The following is an 18,684-nucleotide window of genomic DNA, read 5'->3' as shown; positions in this document are numbered from 1 at the left end:
ATGGAGCGGCCCCTGCGGCGTTTCTCGGGGGAACTGCGGCTTTTCTCGGGGAAGTACTGGAATGTATTGCCCCCGAGGAACACGAAGAAGACATGGGGAACGAGAAAAACGGTGAATCCCTCGGCGAGAATCAAGGCCCCGAGAATCCCGATGCCCGGGTGGGGTCCTTGCTGCCTCGCAGAGCATTGCTGCGCGCCCCGTAGCCGTTTCGCTATTCACGCTCGGTACCGTAGGCTTGAATCACAACTGGTGTGCACATGCACACTGCTCATTGACCGCTCACCCGCCGGACGCACGTCTCGGTCCTCGGTAGTGGTCACCGGGCTCAGGCCCCGATGACTTCGATCGAAGACCGGCGCGAGTGCCGGGCGGTGCACAAGGCGCCGCAGGGTGGCGGTTTCATCCCACCTGAAAGGAACACCCCATGGAGGGACCCGGTCTCGAGTTCTCCGAGGCAATCATCGACAACGGTGCTTTCGGCAAGCACGTCGTCCGTTTCGAAGCCGGTCTGCTCGCTCAGCAGGCCGATGGTTCGGCTGCCGTCTACCTGGACGGCGACACCATGTTGCTGTCCACGACGACGGCTGCCAAGACCCCACGCGACTCCATCGACTTCTTCCCGCTGACGGTTGACGTCGAGGAGCGCATGTACGCCGCCGGGCGCATTCCCGGCTCGTTCTTCCGCCGTGAGGGACGCCCATCGGAGAACGCCATCCTGGCCTGCCGTCTCATCGACCGGCCGATTCGCCCGTCGTTCGTCAAGGGGCTGCGCAACGAGGTGCAGGTCGTCGTCACCGTCCTGGCCCTCAACCCCGAGGTCTACTACGACGTCGTCGCCATCAATGCCGCGTCGATGTCCACCCAGATCGCCGGTCTGCCGTTCTCCGGCCCGATCGGTGGCGTGCGCATGGCCCTCATCGGCGACCAGTGGGTCTGCTTCCCCAACGTCGAGCAGCGCAAGGAGTCCACCTTCGACATGGTGGTCGCCGGGCGTGTGCTGGCCGACGGTGACGTCGCCATCATGATGGTCGAGGCCGAGTCCACCCCCGCCACCTGGGATCTGGTGCGCGGTGGACGTACCGCCCCCACCGAGGAGGTCGTCGCCACCGGCCTGGAGGCCGCCAAGCCGTTCATCAAGGTGCTCTGCGATGCCCAGCTGGCCCTGGCAGCCAAGCTGCCCAAGGAGACCTACGACTTCCCGATCTTCAAGGACTACGAGGACGACGTCTACGCTGCCGTCGAGAAGCTCGGTGCCGACGAGCTGGCCCGCATCGAGCAGATCGCTGCCAAGCTGGAGCGCCAGGACGCCGAGTCCGCCCTCAAGGCTCGCATCAAGGCCGAGCTGGCCGAGAAGTTCCCCGAGCGTGAGAACGAGATCTCCGGTGCCTTCAAGGCCCTCATGAAGAAGATCGTGCGCAAGCGCGTCCTTGACGAAGGGGTGCGCATCGACGGTCGCGGCCCCCGTGACATCCGTACCCTGTCCGCCGACGCCGGAATCATCCCCCGGGTGCACGGATCGGCCCTGTTCCAGCGTGGTGAGACCCAGATTCTGGGCGTCAGCACGCTCAACATGCTCGACATGGAGCAGAAGCTCGACACCCTCTCGCCGCAGACCACCCGGCGCTACATGCACAACTACAACATGCCGCCGTACTCCACTGGTGAGACGGGCCGCGTCGGCTCCCCGAAGCGTCGCGAGGTGGGTCACGGGAACCTCGCCGAGCGTGCCCTCATCCCGGTGCTGCCCACTCGTGAGGAGTTCCCCTACGCAATCCGTCAGGTCTCGGAGGCCATCGGTTCCAATGGCTCCACCTCGATGGGTTCGGTGTGTGCCTCCACCCTGGCCCTGCTCAACGCCGGTGTGCCGCTGCGTGCCTCGGTGGCCGGTATCGCCATGGGACTCATGAGCGAGACCGACGAGAACGGCGAGACCAAGTACCTGGCCCTCACCGACATCCTCGGCGCCGAGGACGCCCTGGGTGACATGGACTTCAAGGTGGCCGGCACCAGCGAGTTCGTCACCGCCCTGCAGCTGGACACCAAGCTCGACGGCATCCCTGCCGACGTGCTGGCCGGGGCGCTGCGCCAGGCCAAGGAGGCTCGTACCACGATCCTCGGTGTGATGAACGAGGTCATTGACGTGCCCGACGAGATGGCCCCGACCGCCCCGCGTATCATCACCGTGCACATCCCGGTCGCCAAGATCGGCGAGGTCATTGGCCCCAAGGGCAAGATGATCAACCAGATCCAGGAGGACACCGGCGCCAACATCTCCATCGAGGACGACGGCACGATCTTCATCGGGGCCGACAACGGTGATGCCGCCGAGGCAGCCCGTTCGACGATCAATGCCATCGCCAACCCGCAGATGCCCGAGGTGGGGGAGCGCTACCTGGGCACGGTCGTCAAGACGACGAGCTTCGGCGCCTTCATCTCGTTGCTGCCCGGCAAGGACGGTCTGCTGCACATCTCGAAGATGCGCGAGCTCAACGATGGCAAGCGTGTCGAGGCCGTCGATGACGTCGTCTCGGTGGGGCAGAAGCTGCAGGTCGAGATCGCCGAGATCGACGATCGTGGCAAGCTCTCCCTCGTCGTCGCCTCCGATGACGACGAGGATGACGAGGACTGACGTCTGAGCCGATTGTTCAGCCGGAGTCTGTTGCCCCTCAGAGCACGGATGCGCTCCGGGTGCCGGATGTGATGGATCCAGTGATCTGCCGCATTCGACCATGACTCATGGCGGGCCAGATCGGAGTGGCTGTGGTTGGGGCCTGCGCAGTGGCGCAGGCCCCTTCGCCATCCCTGGCCCCCGTGTGTGGGGACCTGCGGCCGTGTGGGGGACCGGCGACACGGGATGCCTTCGCTCGAGTGCCCCGCGGCAGTTCCGCTCGAGAGCCTCGGTGCGGTTTCCGGGCCCCGCTGCCATGGGTGCCAGAGGCTGGTGGTGGGGCAGGAACGAGGAAGGTGCATCGAAAGTGTCTCACCAGCTGGGTAGTCTTGGTACCGATCGTCGTTCATGAGGAAGGTTGCCAGATGATCAAGGTTGGAGTGTTCGGATCTGCTGGACGGATGGGTTCGCAGGTCGTGCAGGCCGTGACGGATGCCGACGACATGGAGTTCGTCGGCGGAGTCGACGACGGGGACTCGCGTGACGCCCTGACCGGAGCCGACGTCATCGTCGACTTCACCAGGCCCGATGCCGTCATGGACAATCTTGCCTGGGCCATCGACCACGACATCAACGTCGTCGTCGGCACCACCGGGTTCACCGAGGAACGCTACGGGCAGTTGCGCGCCCACCTGGCCGAGCACCCACACACCGGTGCGGTCGTCGCACCGAACTTTGGCATCGGCGCTGTTCTCATGATGCACTTCGCCAAACAGGCGGCACGGTTCTACGAGTCCGCCGAGATCGTCGAGCTGCATCATCCCAACAAGGTGGACGCCCCCTCCGGCACCGCCCGCACCACCGCCGCCCAGATTGCCCAGGCCCGGGCCGATGCCGGATTGGGCCCGGTTCCCGACGCCACCGCACAGCAGGAGCCCGGAGCTCGCGGAGCCGACATCGACGGCATCCATGTGCACGGGGTGCGGCTGCGCGGCCTGGTGGCCCATCAGGAGGTGCTCTTCGGATCGGAGGGTGAGACCCTCACCATCCGCCATGACTCGTTGGATCGCGCCTCGTTCATGCCCGGTGTCCTGGTGGCGGTGCGCGCCGTGCAGGATCGTCCCGGCCTGACCATCGGTATCGAGGACCTTCTCCATCTTGACTGATCACAGCCGGTCCAGCAGTTTCGGTGGCGACGATCCCACGTGGTCACTGGGGGGTGCTGAGGACGATGTCACGGCCACCACGCAGCAGGCCAGCTCGTGGGACCCGACCGCGCCCACCCAGCCCCTGGGCTGGGACCGCGACATACCGGTGAGCCAGCCATGGGGCAGTGGTGATGACCGTTCCAACGCCAGCGGCCACCAGCGCGACGGTGGGTACCAGTTCGGTGAGGAGTACTGGGACGACACCCCCACCATGATCCTTGGTCAGGAGCCCACCATGCCCGATTTCAGCCCTGCAGCCCATGAGGCCGCACCGCAGATGAATGCCCGCACATCAGCGCCCCAGGCCCCGGTCACGCCACGAAAGCGCCGCCGACGCTGGTTGCCCAGGTTCATCGCCATCCTTGTCGTGATCGTCGTGGTGGCTGGTTTCGTCATCGGTGACGCCACGGCACGTGCCAGAACCGAACAGCGCATCAACCAGGAGGTTGCCACCCAGGCCAACATCGACCCCTCCCAGGTGAGTACGAGTATCGGCGGATGGCCATTCCTGGCGGTCATGGTGACCAATACGCTCACGTCCCTTGACATCACCGTGCCACAGGCCACTGTGACCGAGGGAGACAAAACCCTCTCCCTCAGCAACCTCTCAGCTCATGCGCGTGACCTGCGCAATGTCCGGGACAACGACAATGCCACCGCTGGACACGTCGAGATGTCTGGTCGGATCGGCTACGACGAGCTGTCCCGACTTGCCCAGTCCGATGTGGGATTCGCCGAGCAGGGCCGTGTGGAACTGCACCGTGAGATGAATGTGCTGGGGGTGGACGTTCCGGTCGTCGTCAGCGCCCAGCCCGGTATCGACACGCAGCGGCAGGTGGTGGTCTTCACCGATGCCCACGCGAAGGTGGCGAACCTGTCGATTCCCGAGAGCCTGCTGGACTCCGTGTTGGACTCGATGACCCAGAGCGCTCCGTTGCCCGAGCTGAATGGCGTCGATTACACCGACCTGCATGCCGACGAGGACGGCCTCACCATCGAGATGTCCGGTGACAATGTGCGGTTGGCCGATCTCAGGATTCGCTGAGCGTCGGCAACTCCACGCATAGCCAGTTCTGATCGACGGAATCGAGGCATCGTGAAAGACAGAAATGACGTAGGGTTGAATCATGAGCACGATGGCGATGAGTTTCAGGAAGGCGATGTTTCGCGGGGCGCATCTGGTCACCCGCGCAGACCCCGCCGCGCTGAGTCGTCAACGAGAGCCGCAAGAGGTCAGCGCCTACCAGATCACTCAGATGGCTTGGGAGCAGGCGGGCAAACACCTGTACCGAGCGATGGACGAGATGCCGTCCCAGAGCTCCACGACGCCACCCTCGTCCGAGCACTGAGCTTCCAGGGTCCGCTTCCGCCACCTGAAATCCTGGCTGGCTACAACGATCTTGATGAAAGCTATGCTGACCGCATCTTCCACATGGCGGAGCAGTCCCATGAGGCCGAGGTCGAAGCCGCCAGAGCGCGCACGGAGTACCAGAGAGAGAATACGCGACTGGTGAGGTTGGGGACGCAGGTTGGCATCTGGACCCACGCTGCCGTCACCGTCACCTGTCTGGGGCTGGTCATTTTCGCAGTGGTGACGGGACGTTGGGCCGTTGCCGGTGTGAGTGCGGTCCTTCCGCTCGCTGAAGCTGCCGTCCGCCTCATCCAGGCTGTGCACGACGGTGACGACAACTAGGAGCTGCCGTCGAACGGCACACCCAACCGTGTTGGTCACACGGATCCCTCGTACCACCTGCAGCCGTGCGGCGAGAGCGGCATCGTGGGGAACGCAATACTTGACGTGGCGCGACTTGGCGGGGCGCGAAAGGTGAGAAACTTCACCAAACGTGTCGTAGCATGATCGTGGGTCGTGCTGGCCATCTCATCGCCGCTGCTACACCGGAGGACTTACATGAACGTTGCCGAACAACTCGTCAACCAGCTGCTGGATGCGGGAGTGCGCCGTATCTACGGCATCGTCGGGGACTCGCTCAATCCCGTCGTCGACGCCGTACGCAAGACCGGTGGATCCGCCAAGGGCGGTATCGACTGGGTGCACGTGCGCCACGAGGAGGCAGCCGCCTTCGCCGCTGCCGCCGAGGCCCAGCTCACTGGCGAGCTTGCCGTGTGCGCCGGTTCCTGCGGCCCGGGCAACCTCCACCTCATCAATGGTCTGTACGACGCCCAGCGCTCCCAGGCTCCGGTGCTGGCCATCGCCTCGCACATTCCCAGCGTCCAGATCGGTGCGAACTACTTCCAGGAGACCCACCCGGATCGCCTCTTCCTGGAGTGCTCGAACTACTGCGAGCTCATCTCCACCGCCGACCAGGCGCCGCGTGTCGTCAACAGTGCCATCCGGCACGCCATGGCCAACAAGTCCGTCTCGGTGGTCACCCTGCCCGGTGACATCACCGATCAGAAGGCCACCGCACCGACCCCGCTCTACGTGCCGTTTCGTCGTCCCGTCCTCACCCCCAATCCAGAGGACGTCGAGCAGCTGACCAAGCTCCTCAACGACGCCAGGAAGATTGCCATCTTCGCCGGCGCCGGTGTCGAGGGCGCCCACGACGAGGTCCTGGCGCTGGCCGACAAGCTCAAGGCCCCGATCGGTCACTCGCTGCGTGGCAAGGACTTCATCCAGTACGACAACCCGTTCGACGTGGGCATGACCGGTCTGCTCGGCTACGGTGCCGCCGCCGAGGGCATGAACGATGCCGACGTGCTCATCCTGCTGGGCACCGACTTCCCGTACAACCAGTTCCTGCCCGATACCCTCACCGTCCAGGTGGAGAACAACCCGGAGAAGCTCGGACGTCGCACCGACGTCTCCTTCCCGGTCTGCTCCGACGTCAAGGCCCTCATCGAGGCCATCCTGCCTCGACTCAAGGAGCATGACGACAAGTTCCTCAAGCAGACGGTCAAGCGCCACGCCAAGATCATGAAGGCCCCGATCGGCTCCTACACGCGCAACGTCGAGAAGATGAAGCCGATCCACCCCGAGTACGTCGCCCACATCCTCAACGAGGTGGCCGACAAGGATGCGATCTTCACCGCCGACACCGGTATGTGCAATGTGTGGACCGCTCGATACATCGATCCGCTGGGTACCCGCCGTCTCATCGGCTCGTTCCTGCACGGGTCGATGGCCAACGCCTTGCCGATGGCCCTGGGTGCCCAGGCCTCGCACCCGGGTCGTCAGGTGATCTCGGTCTCCGGCGATGGCGGGCTGTCCATGCTGCTCGGCGAGCTCGTCACTGCCCGTATGCTCAACCTGCCGGTCAAGGTCATCGTCTTCAACAACTCGACCCTCGGCATGGTCAAGCTGGAGATGCTCGTCAACGGCCTGCCAGACTTCGGCACCGACGTCCACGACGTCAACTACGCCGGAATCGCGGAGGCCGCCGGATTCCACTCCCAGCGAGTCGATGATCCCAAGCAGGTGCGTCAGGCCCTCACCGACGCCCTCGAGTTCGACGGACCGGCGCTGGTGGAGGTGCTCACCGACCCCAATGCCCTGTCGCTGCCCCCGGAGATCAAGGGTGAGCAGATGATCGGTTTCGCCACCGCCATGAGCAAGGTCGTCCTCAACCGTGGTGCTGGCGAGGCCGTGTCGATGGCCACCTCGAACATGCGCAACATTCCGCGGTTCTGATCTGCCGGCAGTTCTGGCTGCCCAGTCGGCTGTGCGAGGGGCGTCCCGTCATGGGATGCCCCTCGTGTCATGTCAGGCACGGTCACATGGGGAACGCAGAGACTACTGTGTGGCGGCGCGGCCCTGATGCCCCGCGGTCCGGAATCCCCGCGCCGTGAGAGGTCTGCAGCGAGCAGGTCCGAGCTGGCAGCGGTGCGTTCCGCCGGTGGCGATTCTCAGTCCGTACCGATCCCGGTGTGCAGCCGGACCTCCTTGATGCGTATCCGATCATCCTCGGTGCCGGTCTCGCGGTGCGCGCCGTCGGCACCCCAGCCAGCTTCGGTGAGGAATCGGCGGGTGGCGTCGTCGCCAGCGCGTACCCACCACGTCGCCCGGGTGAAGCGGTCGGCTCGCAGGGTGTCGACGACGGCGTTGAGCAGCCTGGACCCATGCCCCTGACCACGGTGCCGGGGGTCGACGGCGAACTCTGCGACCAGCGCGTCGGTGTGCTCGGCGTCGGCATCCTCACTTGGACCGATTGCCGCGAAACCGCGCACCACTGCCGCGCCGTCCTCGTCGGGTTCCACGGCCACCAACACCCGGAAATCGGCCATCGGTGGGCGCATGATCGCCTCCGACCACGCGGTCGCGGCGTCGGTGCCGCTCACCTCGTTCGTCAGGACGGCCAGGTCGGGGTCGTCGGTCCAGGCGCGCTGCTGGATCTCGGCGATCGCCGTCGCCTCGGTGGGCAGGGCCAGTCGCACCGAGGCGGTGTGTGCCGGGTTGGCAGGGCAGGTGTGGGAGTCAGCCATGTCACCAGCCTACGAGGTCTTCTGACGCATGGGGGCTTGGCCAGGGCGATGATGCGAATGGACGGTCCAGGCCGCTTCGCCAGCGGGGTTGCCCCTGCGGTGGGGACGGATGAGGTGACGCGGGAGAGTTCCCGAGAGTTCTGGGCAACAGGTGGGCCGTGCGGCTTGTGCTGACCACCCAGCCGCATCGTTGCCGCTATGCTGATTTCGTGCAGTTTCAAGGACTCAAGACCCCACCCGCCCTCAAGCCCAATGTGCTACGCATCATCCCGTTGGGAGGGCTGGGCGACGTTGGCCGCAACATGTCCTGCTACGAGATCAACGGGGAACTGCTGCTCATCGACTGTGGCGTCCTGTTCCCCGAGGACGACCATCCCGGCGTCGATCTGCTCCTGCCGCACTTGGACTACCTCGACGACGACAAACTGTCGCGGGTCACGGCTCTGTTGCTGACCCACGGCCACGAGGACCACATCGGTGCGGTGCCGTTCCTGCTCAAGCGTCGTCCGGACATCCCGGTCTACGGATCCAAGCTCACCCTTGCCTTGGTGGAGGCCAAGCTCAAGGAGCACCGCATCCGCAACTACGACCTGCGTGTGGTGCGTGAGGGCGACACCGCCGAGATCGGCGAGGAGTTCGACGTCGAGTTCGTCGCCGTCAACCACTCCATCCCCGACGCGCTGGCCGTCTACGTCAAGACCGACGCCGGGTCGATCCTCAACACCGGCGACTTCAAGATGGACCAGCTGCCTATCGACGGGCGGATCACCGACCTGCGGGCCTTTGCCCGGCTCGGTGAGGAGGGTGTCGACGTCTTCATGGTCGACTCCACCAACGCCGAGGTGCCCGGATTCGTGCGTTCCGAGCGCGACCTCGCCCCGGCCATCGAGCAGACCTTCGACCAGGCCACCCAGAAACTCATCGTCGCCACCTTCGCCTCGCACGTCCACCGCGTCCAGCAGGCGGTCGACGCCGCCGTGCGGCACGGTCGCAAGATCTGCTACGTCGGGCGTTCCATGGTGCGCAACATGGCGATCGCCCGCGACCTGGGCTACCTCAAGGTGCCCGACGACTCACTCATCGAATTGCGTGATCTCGACAAGTATCCCGACGACAAGGTCGCCATCATCTGCACCGGTTCCCAGGGCGAGTCGCTGTCGGCCCTGGCCCGCATCGCCCACGGTGAGCACCGGGACATCTCGGTGGGGGAGGGTGACGTCGTGCTCATGGCGAGCTCGCTCATCCCCGGCAACGAGAACGCCGTCACCCGCGTCATCAACGGCCTCATGAGTCACGGTGCCACGGTGGTGCACAAGGGCAATGCGCTGGTTCACGTCTCCGGGCACGCCGCCCAGGGCGAGCTGCTCTACGCCTACAATGTTGTGCGACCGCGCGCCGTCATGCCTATTCACGGCGAGTACCGGCATCTCACGGCGAACTCCCGTATCGCGGTGTCCACCGGTGTGCAGCCCGAGGATGCCATCGTCGTCACCGATGGGGGTGTCGTCGACCTGGACGACGGCCGGGCCAGCGTCGTTGGCAAGGTGGACGCCTCCTACATCCTCGTCGAGGGGACTGGGGTGAGCGAACTCACCCCCGACGCCTTGGCCGATCGCAAGATCCTCGGTGAGGAGGGGTTCATCTCGGTGTCGGCCGCCATCAACCCCACGAGCGCGAGCATCGTGTCGGGGCCGGACATCAAGGCCAAGGGATTCGCCGAGGACGATCGTGGCTACGACGAGATCCGCGACCGGCTCGTGAGCGAGCTGGAGTCGGCGATGCGCGGCGGTATGAGCGACCAGCACAAGCTCCAGCAGGTCGCCCGACGCACCATCGGGCGCTGGGTGGCGCAGACCTACCGACGTCGCCCCATGATCGTGCCGGCCATCATCGTCGTGTGAGGGTGATTCCGGCTCTGGGGGGCGTGCGGGCGCTCCCAGGTTGTGCGCGTGACGATGGACATCGTCCGATCGCTGCCGGAGCTGCCCATCTCATCGGATTTGGGTTCTGGTCGCTCGACCATATAGGCTTGTCCAGTTCCCAAGGGAAACCCTTGAGGTCCCCAGGAACCCTCGAACCCATCGATTGTGTGGGCGTCCGCGTGACGCCGACCCCGAACAAGGAGATCTCCCAGTGGCTGCTGTCTGTGACGTCTGCGGCAAGCGCCCCGGTTTCGGACACAACGTCCCCTGGTCGAAGAAGAAGACCAACCGGCGGTGGAACCCGAACATCCAGCGCGTGCGCGTTGTGGTTGAAGGCACTCACAAGCGGATGAACGTCTGCACCTCGTGCCTCAAGTCCGGCACTGTCGGACGCTGACCTTTTCCGGTACCGATCAACACTGGTCGGTACCTCAGTCGATGAGCCCGTCCCTGTGGACGGGCTCTCGTCGTGTTTGCGGTGCTATAGACGCGTGGCCAGGTGAGCTGACCGCGGGTCAGGTGAGCCACGTGCCCGATTCGTCCGGGCGCCCCGTCTCTGCACCCGATGACCCGCACCCCAGCTCCCCACCTGCCCCGACAGTCCCGGGAGTGCGGCCGCCCCACAGCTTGGCCGTCTCACAGCCGTGTGCCGCTCAAATCATTGTCCGGTAACCTCGAAGCCGTGGCTGATGTCTCGTGGTTGACCCGTACCCAGAAGGAACTGCACCGGCCCCTGCGCTCGGTGGTGGGCAACCGAGCCGCCAAGGCCTTCGACGCCCTGGGTGTGCACGACGTCGGCGACCTGCTCGGCCACCTGCCACGCCGATACCTCACCGGCACCCAGAACACCGATCTCTCCGACCTCGTCGTGGGCACCGAGGTGGCGCTCATCGCCGACGTTTCCCGGGTCGAGATCCACGACATCGCCGTCGGGGCCGGATCCAATGCCCGGCAACGCCTGGAGGTCACCCTCACCGACGGCAGGGCCACCCTACCCGTGACGTTCTTCGGTCGTAAATGGCTGGTGGCCTACTGGAGCAAGCAGTTCACCGTCTCCAGCCACGGCATCTTCGTGGGCAAGGTGACCTCGTTTCGTGACAAACCCCAGCTCACCCACCCCGATTTCGTCATGTTCGACGAGACCGGTCAGGTGGTGGGGCGCGCCGACAAGAAGACCATGGCCAGCCAGGTGATGCGCAACGGACTGGTGGGTCTGTACCCTGCCAGCTCCAAACTGCCCACCTGGACCATCGCCGAGACCATCGACCTCGTGCTCACCGAGGTCGGCCAGCTGGACGACACCCTGCCCGACTGGCTTGTCGCGGAGGCCGATCTGGCACCGCTCGCGCAGGCCTACGAATGGGTGCATCGTCCCTCGGCGGTCTCCGATGCCGCCAAGGGTGCCGAACGTCTGCTGTGGGAGGAGGCCATCGCCACCCAGGTGACGATGGCACACCGTCGTCAGGTGGCGGCAACCCGCAGGGCGCCAGCCTGCCCGCATCGTGACGACGGCATCGCTGCTGCCTTCGACGCCCGGCTGCCATTCACCCTCACCGAGGGCCAGGAACAGGTTGGCGAGACCATCAGCGCCGATCTCGCAGCAGACGCCCCCATGCAGCGGCTCCTGCAGGGCGAGGTCGGCTCCGGCAAGACCCTCGTGGCGCTGCGTGCCATGCTGCAGGTGGTCGATGCCGGACACCAGGCGGTGTTGCTCGCCCCCACCGAGGTGCTGGCCCGACAGCACTGGCAGACGATCACGTCCATGCTCGGTGACCTGGGCGGTGGACAGGTGCTCGGTGCACCGGAGAACGCGACCGACGTCGTGCTGCTCACCGGGTCGATGCGCACGGCCAGTGCCCGGCAGGCCCGTGCCCGGATCGCCGACGGGCAGGCCGGAATCGTCATCGGCACCCATGCACTGCTCTCCGGCACGGTGCAGTTCGCCGACATCGGCCTGGTGGTCGTCGACGAGCAGCACCGGTTCGGCGTGGCCCAGCGCGGCCTGCTCACCGCACGCGACGACGCCCGCCCCCACGAGTTGGTGCTCACCGCCACCCCGATTCCACGTACCGTCGCCATGACGGTCTTCGGCGATCTCGAGGTCTCCACTCTTGCGCAGCTGCCCAGCGGCCGGGCCGAGGTGCAGACCACCGTCGTCGACCTGCCGATCCACCAGGCATGGCTGGACCGGGCCTGGCAGCGGGTGCGCGAGGAGGTGGATGCCGGCCATCAGGTCTTCATCGTGTGCCCATGCATCGGCGCCGACGATGCCGAGATGGGGGCCGATACGCAGGTGGGGATCGGTCCGGGGATGTCGCGGGATGCCGGGGGCAGGGCTGGCTCCGGGGGCCCGGGGGGAGTCAGGCCGGCTGCCTCGGTGGAGGAGCTCGGCCCTCGCCTGGCTCGCGGCCCGCTCAACGGGCTGCGCATCGAGGCACTGCACTCCCGGCTCGACGCCGAGAAGAAGGAGGCGATCATGGCACGGTTCGCCGAAGGCGAGTCGCAGGTGCTGATCGCCACCACCGTCATCGAGGTGGGGGTGGACGTGCCCAACGCCACGATGATGGTCATCATGGATGCCGACCGGTTCGGCGTCTCCCAGCTGCACCAGCTGCGCGGGCGCATCGGGCGTGGCCAGCACCCCGGACTGTGCCTGCTGGTGACCTCGGCCGCCCCGGACACCCCGGCACGCACCCGGCTGGACGCGGTGGCCAGCACCCGGGACGGATTCCGGCTCGCCGAACTCGACCTGGCCCAACGACACGAGGGCAATGTGCTGGGAGCCAATCAGTCCGGGCGTTCGGTGCTGAGCATGCTGCGGGTGCTCGATCATGCCGACGTCATCACTGCGGCCAAGGACCTGGCCATCCGATGGGTGAGTCAGGATCCCGATGATCCACGTCTGGCAGACATGGTGCGCTCGACCGAGGAGATGGCCACCGGCGACCTCATGGAGCAGGGCTAGTCAGGAAGGACTGGTCAGGAAGACAGCCAGCCCGACACTTGCAGGTGACGGCATCTCGGGCAGCATGGGATTTCCGCAGAAGGCACGGTTCTGCAGTACGAACACGCCTGCGCAGCATGCACTCCAACCGCGCCTGTCGCTCCAACCGGCCGCCTCGAGGACGACGCAATGGTGCGCAGGATCTCCCCAAGTGGGGTCCCAGGGCGGTACGAGAGCCGATAGAGGGGCCCTCCAGGGCGAAGTCGATGGGGAACACACCTTTGTTTGACCACCCATGCTGGTGACCAGCCGCCCCACCTGCACGGTGCCCAGGTGACTCCAGCAGGGGTCTTCCTCGGATGGTGATGGGGCTGTCAAGACCCATGTGCCCCCTGTGCCCGTTGCCCATGCGCTCCCTGTGCCCGATGCAACACCGCTCGCGACAGGTATGAGAGGACAACGCGTGTGGCAATTCTGTTTCAGACCGTGGCATCTGCATCTGCCCGTGGCAGCAGGGGCCATTGGTGACACGATGTCCATGGAGCCGTGTGTAGCCGCGGCACGTGCCGGGCGCTGGCAGCTCGTCGAACCTTCCCAGGCGGGGTCGATATGCTGGAACCGTGAGCAGAATCATCGCTGGCCGTCACGGAGGACGCCGCATCAAGACGCCGCCCACCCAGCTGACCCGTCCGACCACCGACCGCGTGCGGGAGGCCGTGTTCTCCGCCATCGCCTCGTGGAACGGCACCGCCGACGAGCCGGTGAGCGATGCCCTGGCAGGGATCGCCTTCGCAGACCTTTTCGCCGGCTCGGGGGCGATGGGGCTGGAGGCTGCCAGCCGGGGGGCCGGGCCAGTGGTGTGCGTGGAGAAAACGCCCGCGACGAGCGCCATCATCGGTGCCAATGCCAAGGCGTTGTCTGCCACGGTGCAGGTGGTCACCGCCGACGTCTCTGCCTGGATCTCCCGGTCTGTCGGTGCCGCTGGAAATGACGTCACCGGGCATGGCGAACCGGGACGCGACACCCCGGGACACGACGACACCGGGCGCTACGACGTGATGTGGTTCGACCCTCCCTACGACCTGTCCAGTACCAAGATGGACGAGCTCATCGCCCGAGCCACCGGCCTGCTCGTCGACTCCGGGCTCCTCGTCGTCGAACGCTCCGCTCGCACCGCAGCACCGACCTTTCCCGAGGGAATGGAGCACTGGTCGTCGTCCTACGGACAGACCGTCGTCCACTACGCCCAACGGGCTGATCCCAGTCAATGAGTTCTTCGGCAGCCCGCCCACCGGCCTGCAACCACGTCAACCCACCGCACCAACTCACACCAGGAGGAACGCCCATGAAGGCCGTCTTTTCCGGGTCCTTCGACCCGATCACCCGGGGCCATGTCGACATCGTCACCCGAGCCAGGAACCTTGTCGACGAGGTCATCGTGGGGGTGGCCGTCAACACCGCCAAGAACGGGATCTTCTCCATGGATGAGCGGGTCTCCCTCGTCCGGGACGCCGTCAAGGACATACCGCAGGTCTCGGTGCATCTCGTCGACGGGCTGCTCGTGGACTTCTGCCGCGCACATGGTGCCGACGTCATCGTCCGTGGCCTGCGATTCGGCGGCGACTTCGACTACGAGCTGCAGATGGCCCACCTCAACAAGGAGATGAGCGGCATAGAGACGATCCTGCTCCCGGCCGGACGAGAATTCGGCACGATCAGCTCGTCGATGATTCGTTCAGCAGCCTCCTACGGGGGAGACGTCAGCGCATTCGTCACTCCGACGGTCACCGAGGCCCTGCGCCGGAAGTTCGGTTCCGGCGTGTTGGGGGGCGAGCCCGGTCGTGACGAGTGACGTGACCCACGGCGACATATGGCCCGGTGGGTCCGAGGGGATTTGTCTGAGACGTCAGAGAGAGTAAACTGGTGCGCCGGTCATGACCTCGTCGTGTTCCACTGGTCGAAGGGAATCTTGCGATGAACACCAACCATCGCCGTCCTGACGGTGACAATGCCCTGCTGATGGATGTCAGCGGACTGCGCCGTCAAGCTGGTCAGATGATTGCGGTGCATCGTCCGTTCCCCGCTCCAGCGGAGCTCGGTGTGGACATGATTCGTGTTCCCGAGGGCTCGTCGATCGACGTCGATCTCCGTATGGAGTCGGTGGTCGAGGGGATCCTCGTGACGGGAACTGCATCGACCACGCTGGTGGGGGAGTGCTCACGCTGCCTGGACCGGATCGAGGATCCTCGGACCTTCGACCTTCAGGAGCTGTACTTCTACCCCGATCGCGAGGCCGAGGAGGACTCCTTGTGGGTGCAGGACGATGACACCATCGATCTCGACCCAGTTCTTCGGGAGGCCATCGTGTTGAACCTGCCGCTCAACCCGTTGTGCGACCCGGACTGCTTGGGGCTGTGCCCCGAGTGCGGAGCCCACCTCAATGATGATCCCGATCACGACCACGGGGACCAGATCGACCCCCGATGGGCCGAACTGGCGAAGTTCGACCCCATGGAGTCCTGAGCCCGAAAACGCCGTCAAGACACATACCCCAAGGAGAAGATCGTGGCTGTCCCGAAGCGGAAGATGTCCCGTTCCAACACCCGGCACCGTCGTTCGCAGTGGAAGGCTGTCGCCCCGACCCTCGTCATGTGCGCCAACCCTGCCTGCCGTGCCAAGCACCTGCCGCACACCGCCTGCCCGGAGTGTGGCCAGTACGGTTCCCGCAGCAACATGCGTCAGGTGACCCAGGCCTGATGGCCAGGCCAGCAGCTGGGCCGGGGGCCCGCACCCCCGACGACAGCTGGGCATTCCTGGCGTTGCTCAAGGAGTTGGAGGTCGAGATCGACCCCCAACTCCTTGATCTCGCCCTTACACACCGCTCCTACGCCTTCGAACATGGCGGACTGCCCACCAACGAGCGACTGGAATTCCTCGGCGACGCCGTCCTGGAAATTGGGACGACCGACTACCTCTATCGAGCCTTCCCCGAGCTGAGCGAGGGCCATCTGGCCAAGTTGCGCGCAGCCGTCGTCAGCACGGTGTCGCTGGGACAGGTGGCACGACGTCTCGGCATCGGCCCGTACGTCAGGCTCGGCAAGGGCGAGGAGCTCACCGGTGGGCACGACAAGACGTCGATCCTGGCCGACACCACCGAGGCGCTCCTGGGCGCCGTGGAACTGTCCGCGGGGCTTCCCAGTGCCCTGCGGCTCGTCCACCACCTCTTCGATCCGCTCATCGACGAGGCCCAGCGCACCGGTGCCGGTACGGACTGGAAGACCGTTCTGCAGGAGCTGTGCGCCGCCCATGACTGGGAGGGTCCGCAGTACCACGTCGTCGGATCGGGGCCGGATCACGATCGACGGTACGAGGCCCACGCCGTTGTCGCCGATGTGGCGCACACCGGTTTCACCGGCCACAACAAGAAGGAGGCCGAGCAGGGAGCTGCTCGCCTGGCCGTCACCGAGTTGACGAGTGCCGGAACTTCCTGAGGTCGAGACGGTCCGACGCGGCCTGCGCGAACACGTCCTGGATCGCCGAATCCGTTGCGTGGAGGTCAACCATCCCCGCCTGGTGCGACGCCAGGTCGGGGGTGCTGCTGCATTCGTCCACGGATGCCGGAATCGCACCATTGTCGATGTGCGCCGCCGCGGCAAGTACCTGTGGTTCGCCCTGGATGACGACGCCGCACTGGTGGCACACCTGGGGATGAGCGGGCAGTTCCGCGTCGACGCCGGGCCCCACGCCGTCCGCACCGAACCTCTGCAGGCTGGCAGTGGGCACCAATCGGCTGGTTCTGGGCGGCAACCGACTGACGACGGGCACCGTCACACCCGCGCCACCTTCCTCTTGGAAGCGACTGCCCACCAGATCGAGGCTGCCCGTCCCGGTGGGGCAGAGGTCCTCAGGTTCGTCGACCAACGCACCTTCGGGGCCATGTGGGTGAGCCCCGGTGGTGCTGCGCTGCCCACCGAGATCGCACACATCGGACGAGACCTCTTCGACCCAGAGATCGACCTCGACGCTGCCGCCCAGCGAATGTGTCGGCGACGCAGTACCGTGAAACGCGCCATGCTCGACCAGAGTCTCGTCTCCGGGATCGGCAACATCTATGCCGATGAGTCCCTGTGGCGTGCCCGGCTGCATCCGCTGACCCCCACCAATGCCATGAGCCAGCGGCAGGCCGTCGAGCTGTGGCAGGTTGCTCGCGGGGTGATGGTCGAGGCCCTGGAGCAGGGTGGTACCTCGTTCGACAAGCTCTACGTCAACGTCAATGGCAGCTCGGGATACTTCGGGCGCTCCCTCGACGTCTACGGACGAGAAGGTGAGCCCTGCCACCGCTGTGGAACGCCCATCGTTCGCGAGTCGTTCATGAACCGGTCCAGCCACCGGTGTCCGAGGTGCCAACGGTTGCGCTGACGGCACATGCCGCGCTTCGGTGCATGTCCATCATTGTCGTGTGAACGTGGACACGCCCATCGAGGAGCAGATCCAGGCATGGGTTGCCGAAGCCGAGGCTGACTGTGACGTTGCGGAGCTCAAGCGACGTGGTCGAGGCCATTCCAGGGCGTGGGGCCGAGCCTGTGGACGTGGTCACGCCCTGACGGCAGACGAGCTTGCTGCTCTTGATGTCATTGCAGATCGGGGGCAGGTGACACGTGCGGAGGCGATCCGGCAGGTTTTGGCTGCCTATGCCGCATGAGGATTCATCCGAGTGCGCTCAAGCACGGACTTGACCCCGACGATGTCGTCCACGCGGCTTTCTGGGCGCAGTGGACTGAACCGCTCGGGGATGATGACTGGCCGCATCGCGAGCTTCGCCTTGGGTTCGACATGAGCGTGATGTGCCTTGTTTTGCCCATCGCCGTAGGATTACGGCCGTGATGTCCACCCACAAGCAGCGAGATTGGTCGAAGACCCTGCGCGAACTCATCAAGTTCGGGTTCGTCGGAGGATCCGGGTTCGTCGTCAACATCCTGGTCGCGATCGTCCTCAACAAGATGCACGGTGGCACCGCACATGCCCAGGACGTGCTGTTCAACCTGTTCGGGACGAGGTGGAACTTCCGGTTCACCTCGTTGGTGTGGATCGTGGCCTTCCTGGTGGCCAACGTCTTCAACTTCCAGCTCAACCGCTCCTGGACGTTCAAACGGGATGTGCGTCGCGGCTGGTGGGCCGAGTTCGGTCCGTTCTTCCTCGTCGGTTCGGTGGCCGCCGTCGCCGGTCTGTTCATCAAGGTGGCGTTGACGAATCCCACCTCACCCGTCTATCTCCCCGAGGGTTTCTTCCACGAGTCAGCCGGTCTGCACTCCCGGGAGTACTGGTCGCAGATCATCACGATCGTCGTCACGATGCCAATCAACTTCGTCGTCAACAAACTGTGGACCTTCCGGGCCGTCAAGAGCCATGAGGGGCAGACGCTGGCCTACATCGAGGCCGATGGCACGGCTGCGGGGCACCCCACCGAGGCTGCTGAATCGGCTGGCGATCCGACGGCAACCACCAGCGGTTCCACGACTGCCGCTGAATACTCCCGGTGACACGGCGACACGCTCACGTCAG

Annotated in this window: 18 protein-coding genes; 17 read left to right on the top strand and 1 reads right to left on the bottom strand. The window is 65.5% G+C overall.

Annotation, left to right across the window (positions count from 1 at the left end; all coding sequences use genetic code 11):
- Positions 1–424 precede the first annotated feature (424 nt).
- The 6 genes from CKV91_RS07845 (at position 425) to CKV91_RS07825 (ending at position 7,465) form a co-directional block, all read left to right on the top strand.
- A complete protein-coding gene (locus CKV91_RS07845) occupies positions 425–2,629 on the top strand; it encodes a polyribonucleotide nucleotidyltransferase (RefSeq protein ID WP_021104671.1) in 2,205 nt (734 codons plus the stop codon).
- A gap of 404 nt (positions 2,630–3,033) precedes the next feature.
- Positions 3,034–3,774: a 4-hydroxy-tetrahydrodipicolinate reductase gene (gene dapB, locus CKV91_RS07840; RefSeq protein WP_065860536.1), complete on the top strand. Its 741-nt coding sequence runs from the start codon at positions 3,034–3,036 to the stop codon at positions 3,772–3,774.
- Positions 3,767–4,861: an LmeA family phospholipid-binding protein gene (locus CKV91_RS07835; protein ID WP_065860537.1), complete on the top strand. Its 1,095-nt coding sequence runs from the start codon at positions 3,767–3,769 to the stop codon at positions 4,859–4,861. Before dapB ends, CKV91_RS07835 begins: the two co-directional genes overlap by 8 nt.
- A gap of 82 nt (positions 4,862–4,943) precedes the next feature.
- Entirely contained in the window at positions 4,944–5,165 is a 222-nt protein-coding gene (locus CKV91_RS09500) for a hypothetical protein (RefSeq protein WP_021104674.1), read from the top strand.
- Positions 5,078–5,509 (top strand): DUF2335 domain-containing protein, encoded by a 432-nt coding sequence (locus CKV91_RS07830; protein ID WP_157738800.1) that lies wholly within the window; start codon positions 5,078–5,080, stop codon positions 5,507–5,509. The genes CKV91_RS09500 and CKV91_RS07830 overlap by 88 nt, the downstream gene beginning before the upstream one ends.
- Positions 5,510–5,725: 216 nt before the next feature.
- Complete coding sequence (locus tag CKV91_RS07825) at positions 5,726–7,465, top strand: pyruvate dehydrogenase (RefSeq protein ID WP_021104676.1); 1,740 nt, start codon at positions 5,726–5,728, stop codon at positions 7,463–7,465.
- A gap of 215 nt (positions 7,466–7,680) precedes the next feature.
- Here the strand turns inward: CKV91_RS07825 and CKV91_RS07820 are convergent, their stop codons facing one another.
- Positions 7,681–8,256, bottom strand: a complete 576-nt coding sequence (locus tag CKV91_RS07820) for a GNAT family N-acetyltransferase (protein WP_021104677.1) — start codon at positions 8,254–8,256, stop codon at positions 7,681–7,683.
- A 209-nt stretch (positions 8,257–8,465) separates the two neighbouring features.
- On the opposite strand from CKV91_RS07820, the gene CKV91_RS07815 reads away from it, so the two are divergent.
- The 11 genes from CKV91_RS07815 to CKV91_RS07760 all read left to right on the top strand — a co-directional run bounded on the left by CKV91_RS07815 (position 8,466) and on the right by CKV91_RS07760 (position 18,662).
- Positions 8,466–10,157 carry a ribonuclease J gene (locus CKV91_RS07815; RefSeq protein WP_036978524.1) on the top strand — a complete coding sequence of 564 codons (1,692 nt, stop codon included), beginning with the start codon at positions 8,466–8,468 and terminating at the stop codon, positions 10,155–10,157.
- Positions 10,158–10,389: 232 nt separating this feature from the next.
- Complete coding sequence (rpmB, locus tag CKV91_RS07810; RefSeq protein WP_021104679.1) at positions 10,390–10,575, top strand: 50S ribosomal protein L28; 186 nt, start codon at positions 10,390–10,392, stop codon at positions 10,573–10,575.
- A 285-nt stretch (positions 10,576–10,860) separates the two neighbouring features.
- A complete protein-coding gene (locus CKV91_RS07805) occupies positions 10,861–13,143 on the top strand; it encodes an ATP-dependent DNA helicase RecG (RefSeq protein ID WP_231933729.1) in 2,283 nt (760 codons plus the stop codon).
- 638 nt (positions 13,144–13,781) lie between these two features.
- Complete coding sequence (locus CKV91_RS07800) at positions 13,782–14,393, top strand: RsmD family RNA methyltransferase (RefSeq protein WP_231933859.1); 612 nt, start codon at positions 13,782–13,784, stop codon at positions 14,391–14,393.
- Positions 14,394–14,467: 74 nt separating this feature from the next.
- A complete protein-coding gene (gene coaD / locus CKV91_RS07795) occupies positions 14,468–14,974 on the top strand; it encodes a pantetheine-phosphate adenylyltransferase (RefSeq protein ID WP_021104683.1) in 507 nt (168 codons plus the stop codon).
- A gap of 122 nt (positions 14,975–15,096) precedes the next feature.
- Positions 15,097–15,645 carry a YceD family protein gene (locus CKV91_RS07790; protein WP_021104684.1) on the top strand — a complete coding sequence of 183 codons (549 nt, stop codon included), beginning with the start codon at positions 15,097–15,099 and terminating at the stop codon, positions 15,643–15,645.
- A 42-nt stretch (positions 15,646–15,687) separates the two neighbouring features.
- Complete coding sequence (rpmF, locus tag CKV91_RS07785; protein ID WP_021104685.1) at positions 15,688–15,879, top strand: 50S ribosomal protein L32; 192 nt, start codon at positions 15,688–15,690, stop codon at positions 15,877–15,879.
- The gene (gene rnc, locus CKV91_RS07780) at positions 15,879–16,613 is read left to right on the top strand and encodes a ribonuclease III (protein ID WP_021106132.1); all 735 of its coding nucleotides are present in this window, start codon (positions 15,879–15,881) and stop codon (positions 16,611–16,613) included. The genes rpmF and rnc overlap by 1 nt, the downstream gene beginning before the upstream one ends.
- On the top strand, positions 16,597–17,541 hold the full coding sequence (gene mutM, locus CKV91_RS07775; RefSeq protein ID WP_021104687.1) for a bifunctional DNA-formamidopyrimidine glycosylase/DNA-(apurinic or apyrimidinic site) lyase: 945 nt from the start codon (positions 16,597–16,599) through the stop codon (positions 17,539–17,541). The genes rnc and mutM overlap by 17 nt, the downstream gene beginning before the upstream one ends.
- A 40-nt stretch (positions 17,542–17,581) precedes the next feature.
- Complete coding sequence (locus CKV91_RS07770; RefSeq protein ID WP_021104688.1) at positions 17,582–17,824, top strand: ribbon-helix-helix protein, CopG family; 243 nt, start codon at positions 17,582–17,584, stop codon at positions 17,822–17,824.
- A gap of 181 nt (positions 17,825–18,005) precedes the next feature.
- Positions 18,006–18,662: a GtrA family protein gene (locus CKV91_RS07760; protein WP_021106131.1), complete on the top strand. Its 657-nt coding sequence runs from the start codon at positions 18,006–18,008 to the stop codon at positions 18,660–18,662.
- Positions 18,663–18,684 lie beyond the last annotated feature (22 nt).

This window comes from Cutibacterium granulosum (assembly GCF_900186975.1).
GTDB classification, from domain to species: Bacteria; Actinomycetota; Actinomycetes; order Propionibacteriales; family Propionibacteriaceae; genus Cutibacterium; species Cutibacterium granulosum.
Note: the sequence above shows the minus strand (reverse complement) of the source record. Positions and strands in the feature narration are given on the sequence as shown.

What these genes read in the sequence shown, in the direction of transcription:
- CKV91_RS07845 (WP_021104671.1), top strand. Translation starts at nt 425, where the DNA reads ATGGAGGGACCCGGTCTCGAGTTCTCCGAGGCAATCATCGACAACGGT.
- dapB (WP_065860536.1), top strand. Translation starts at nt 3,034, where the DNA reads ATGATCAAGGTTGGAGTGTTCGGATCTGCTGGACGGATGGGTTCGCAG.
- CKV91_RS09500 (WP_021104674.1), top strand. Translation starts at nt 4,944, where the DNA reads ATGAGCACGATGGCGATGAGTTTCAGGAAGGCGATGTTTCGCGGGGCG.
- CKV91_RS07825 (WP_021104676.1), top strand. Translation starts at nt 5,726, where the DNA reads ATGAACGTTGCCGAACAACTCGTCAACCAGCTGCTGGATGCGGGAGTG.
- CKV91_RS07820 (WP_021104677.1), bottom strand. Translation starts at nt 8,256, where the DNA reads ATGGCTGACTCCCACACCTGCCCTGCCAACCCGGCACACACCGCCTCG.
- coaD (WP_021104683.1), top strand. Translation starts at nt 14,468, where the DNA reads ATGAAGGCCGTCTTTTCCGGGTCCTTCGACCCGATCACCCGGGGCCAT.
- CKV91_RS07790 (WP_021104684.1), top strand. Translation starts at nt 15,097, where the DNA reads ATGAACACCAACCATCGCCGTCCTGACGGTGACAATGCCCTGCTGATG.
- rnc (WP_021106132.1), top strand. Translation starts at nt 15,879, where the DNA reads ATGGCCAGGCCAGCAGCTGGGCCGGGGGCCCGCACCCCCGACGACAGC.
- CKV91_RS07760 (WP_021106131.1), top strand. Translation starts at nt 18,006, where the DNA reads ATGTCCACCCACAAGCAGCGAGATTGGTCGAAGACCCTGCGCGAACTC.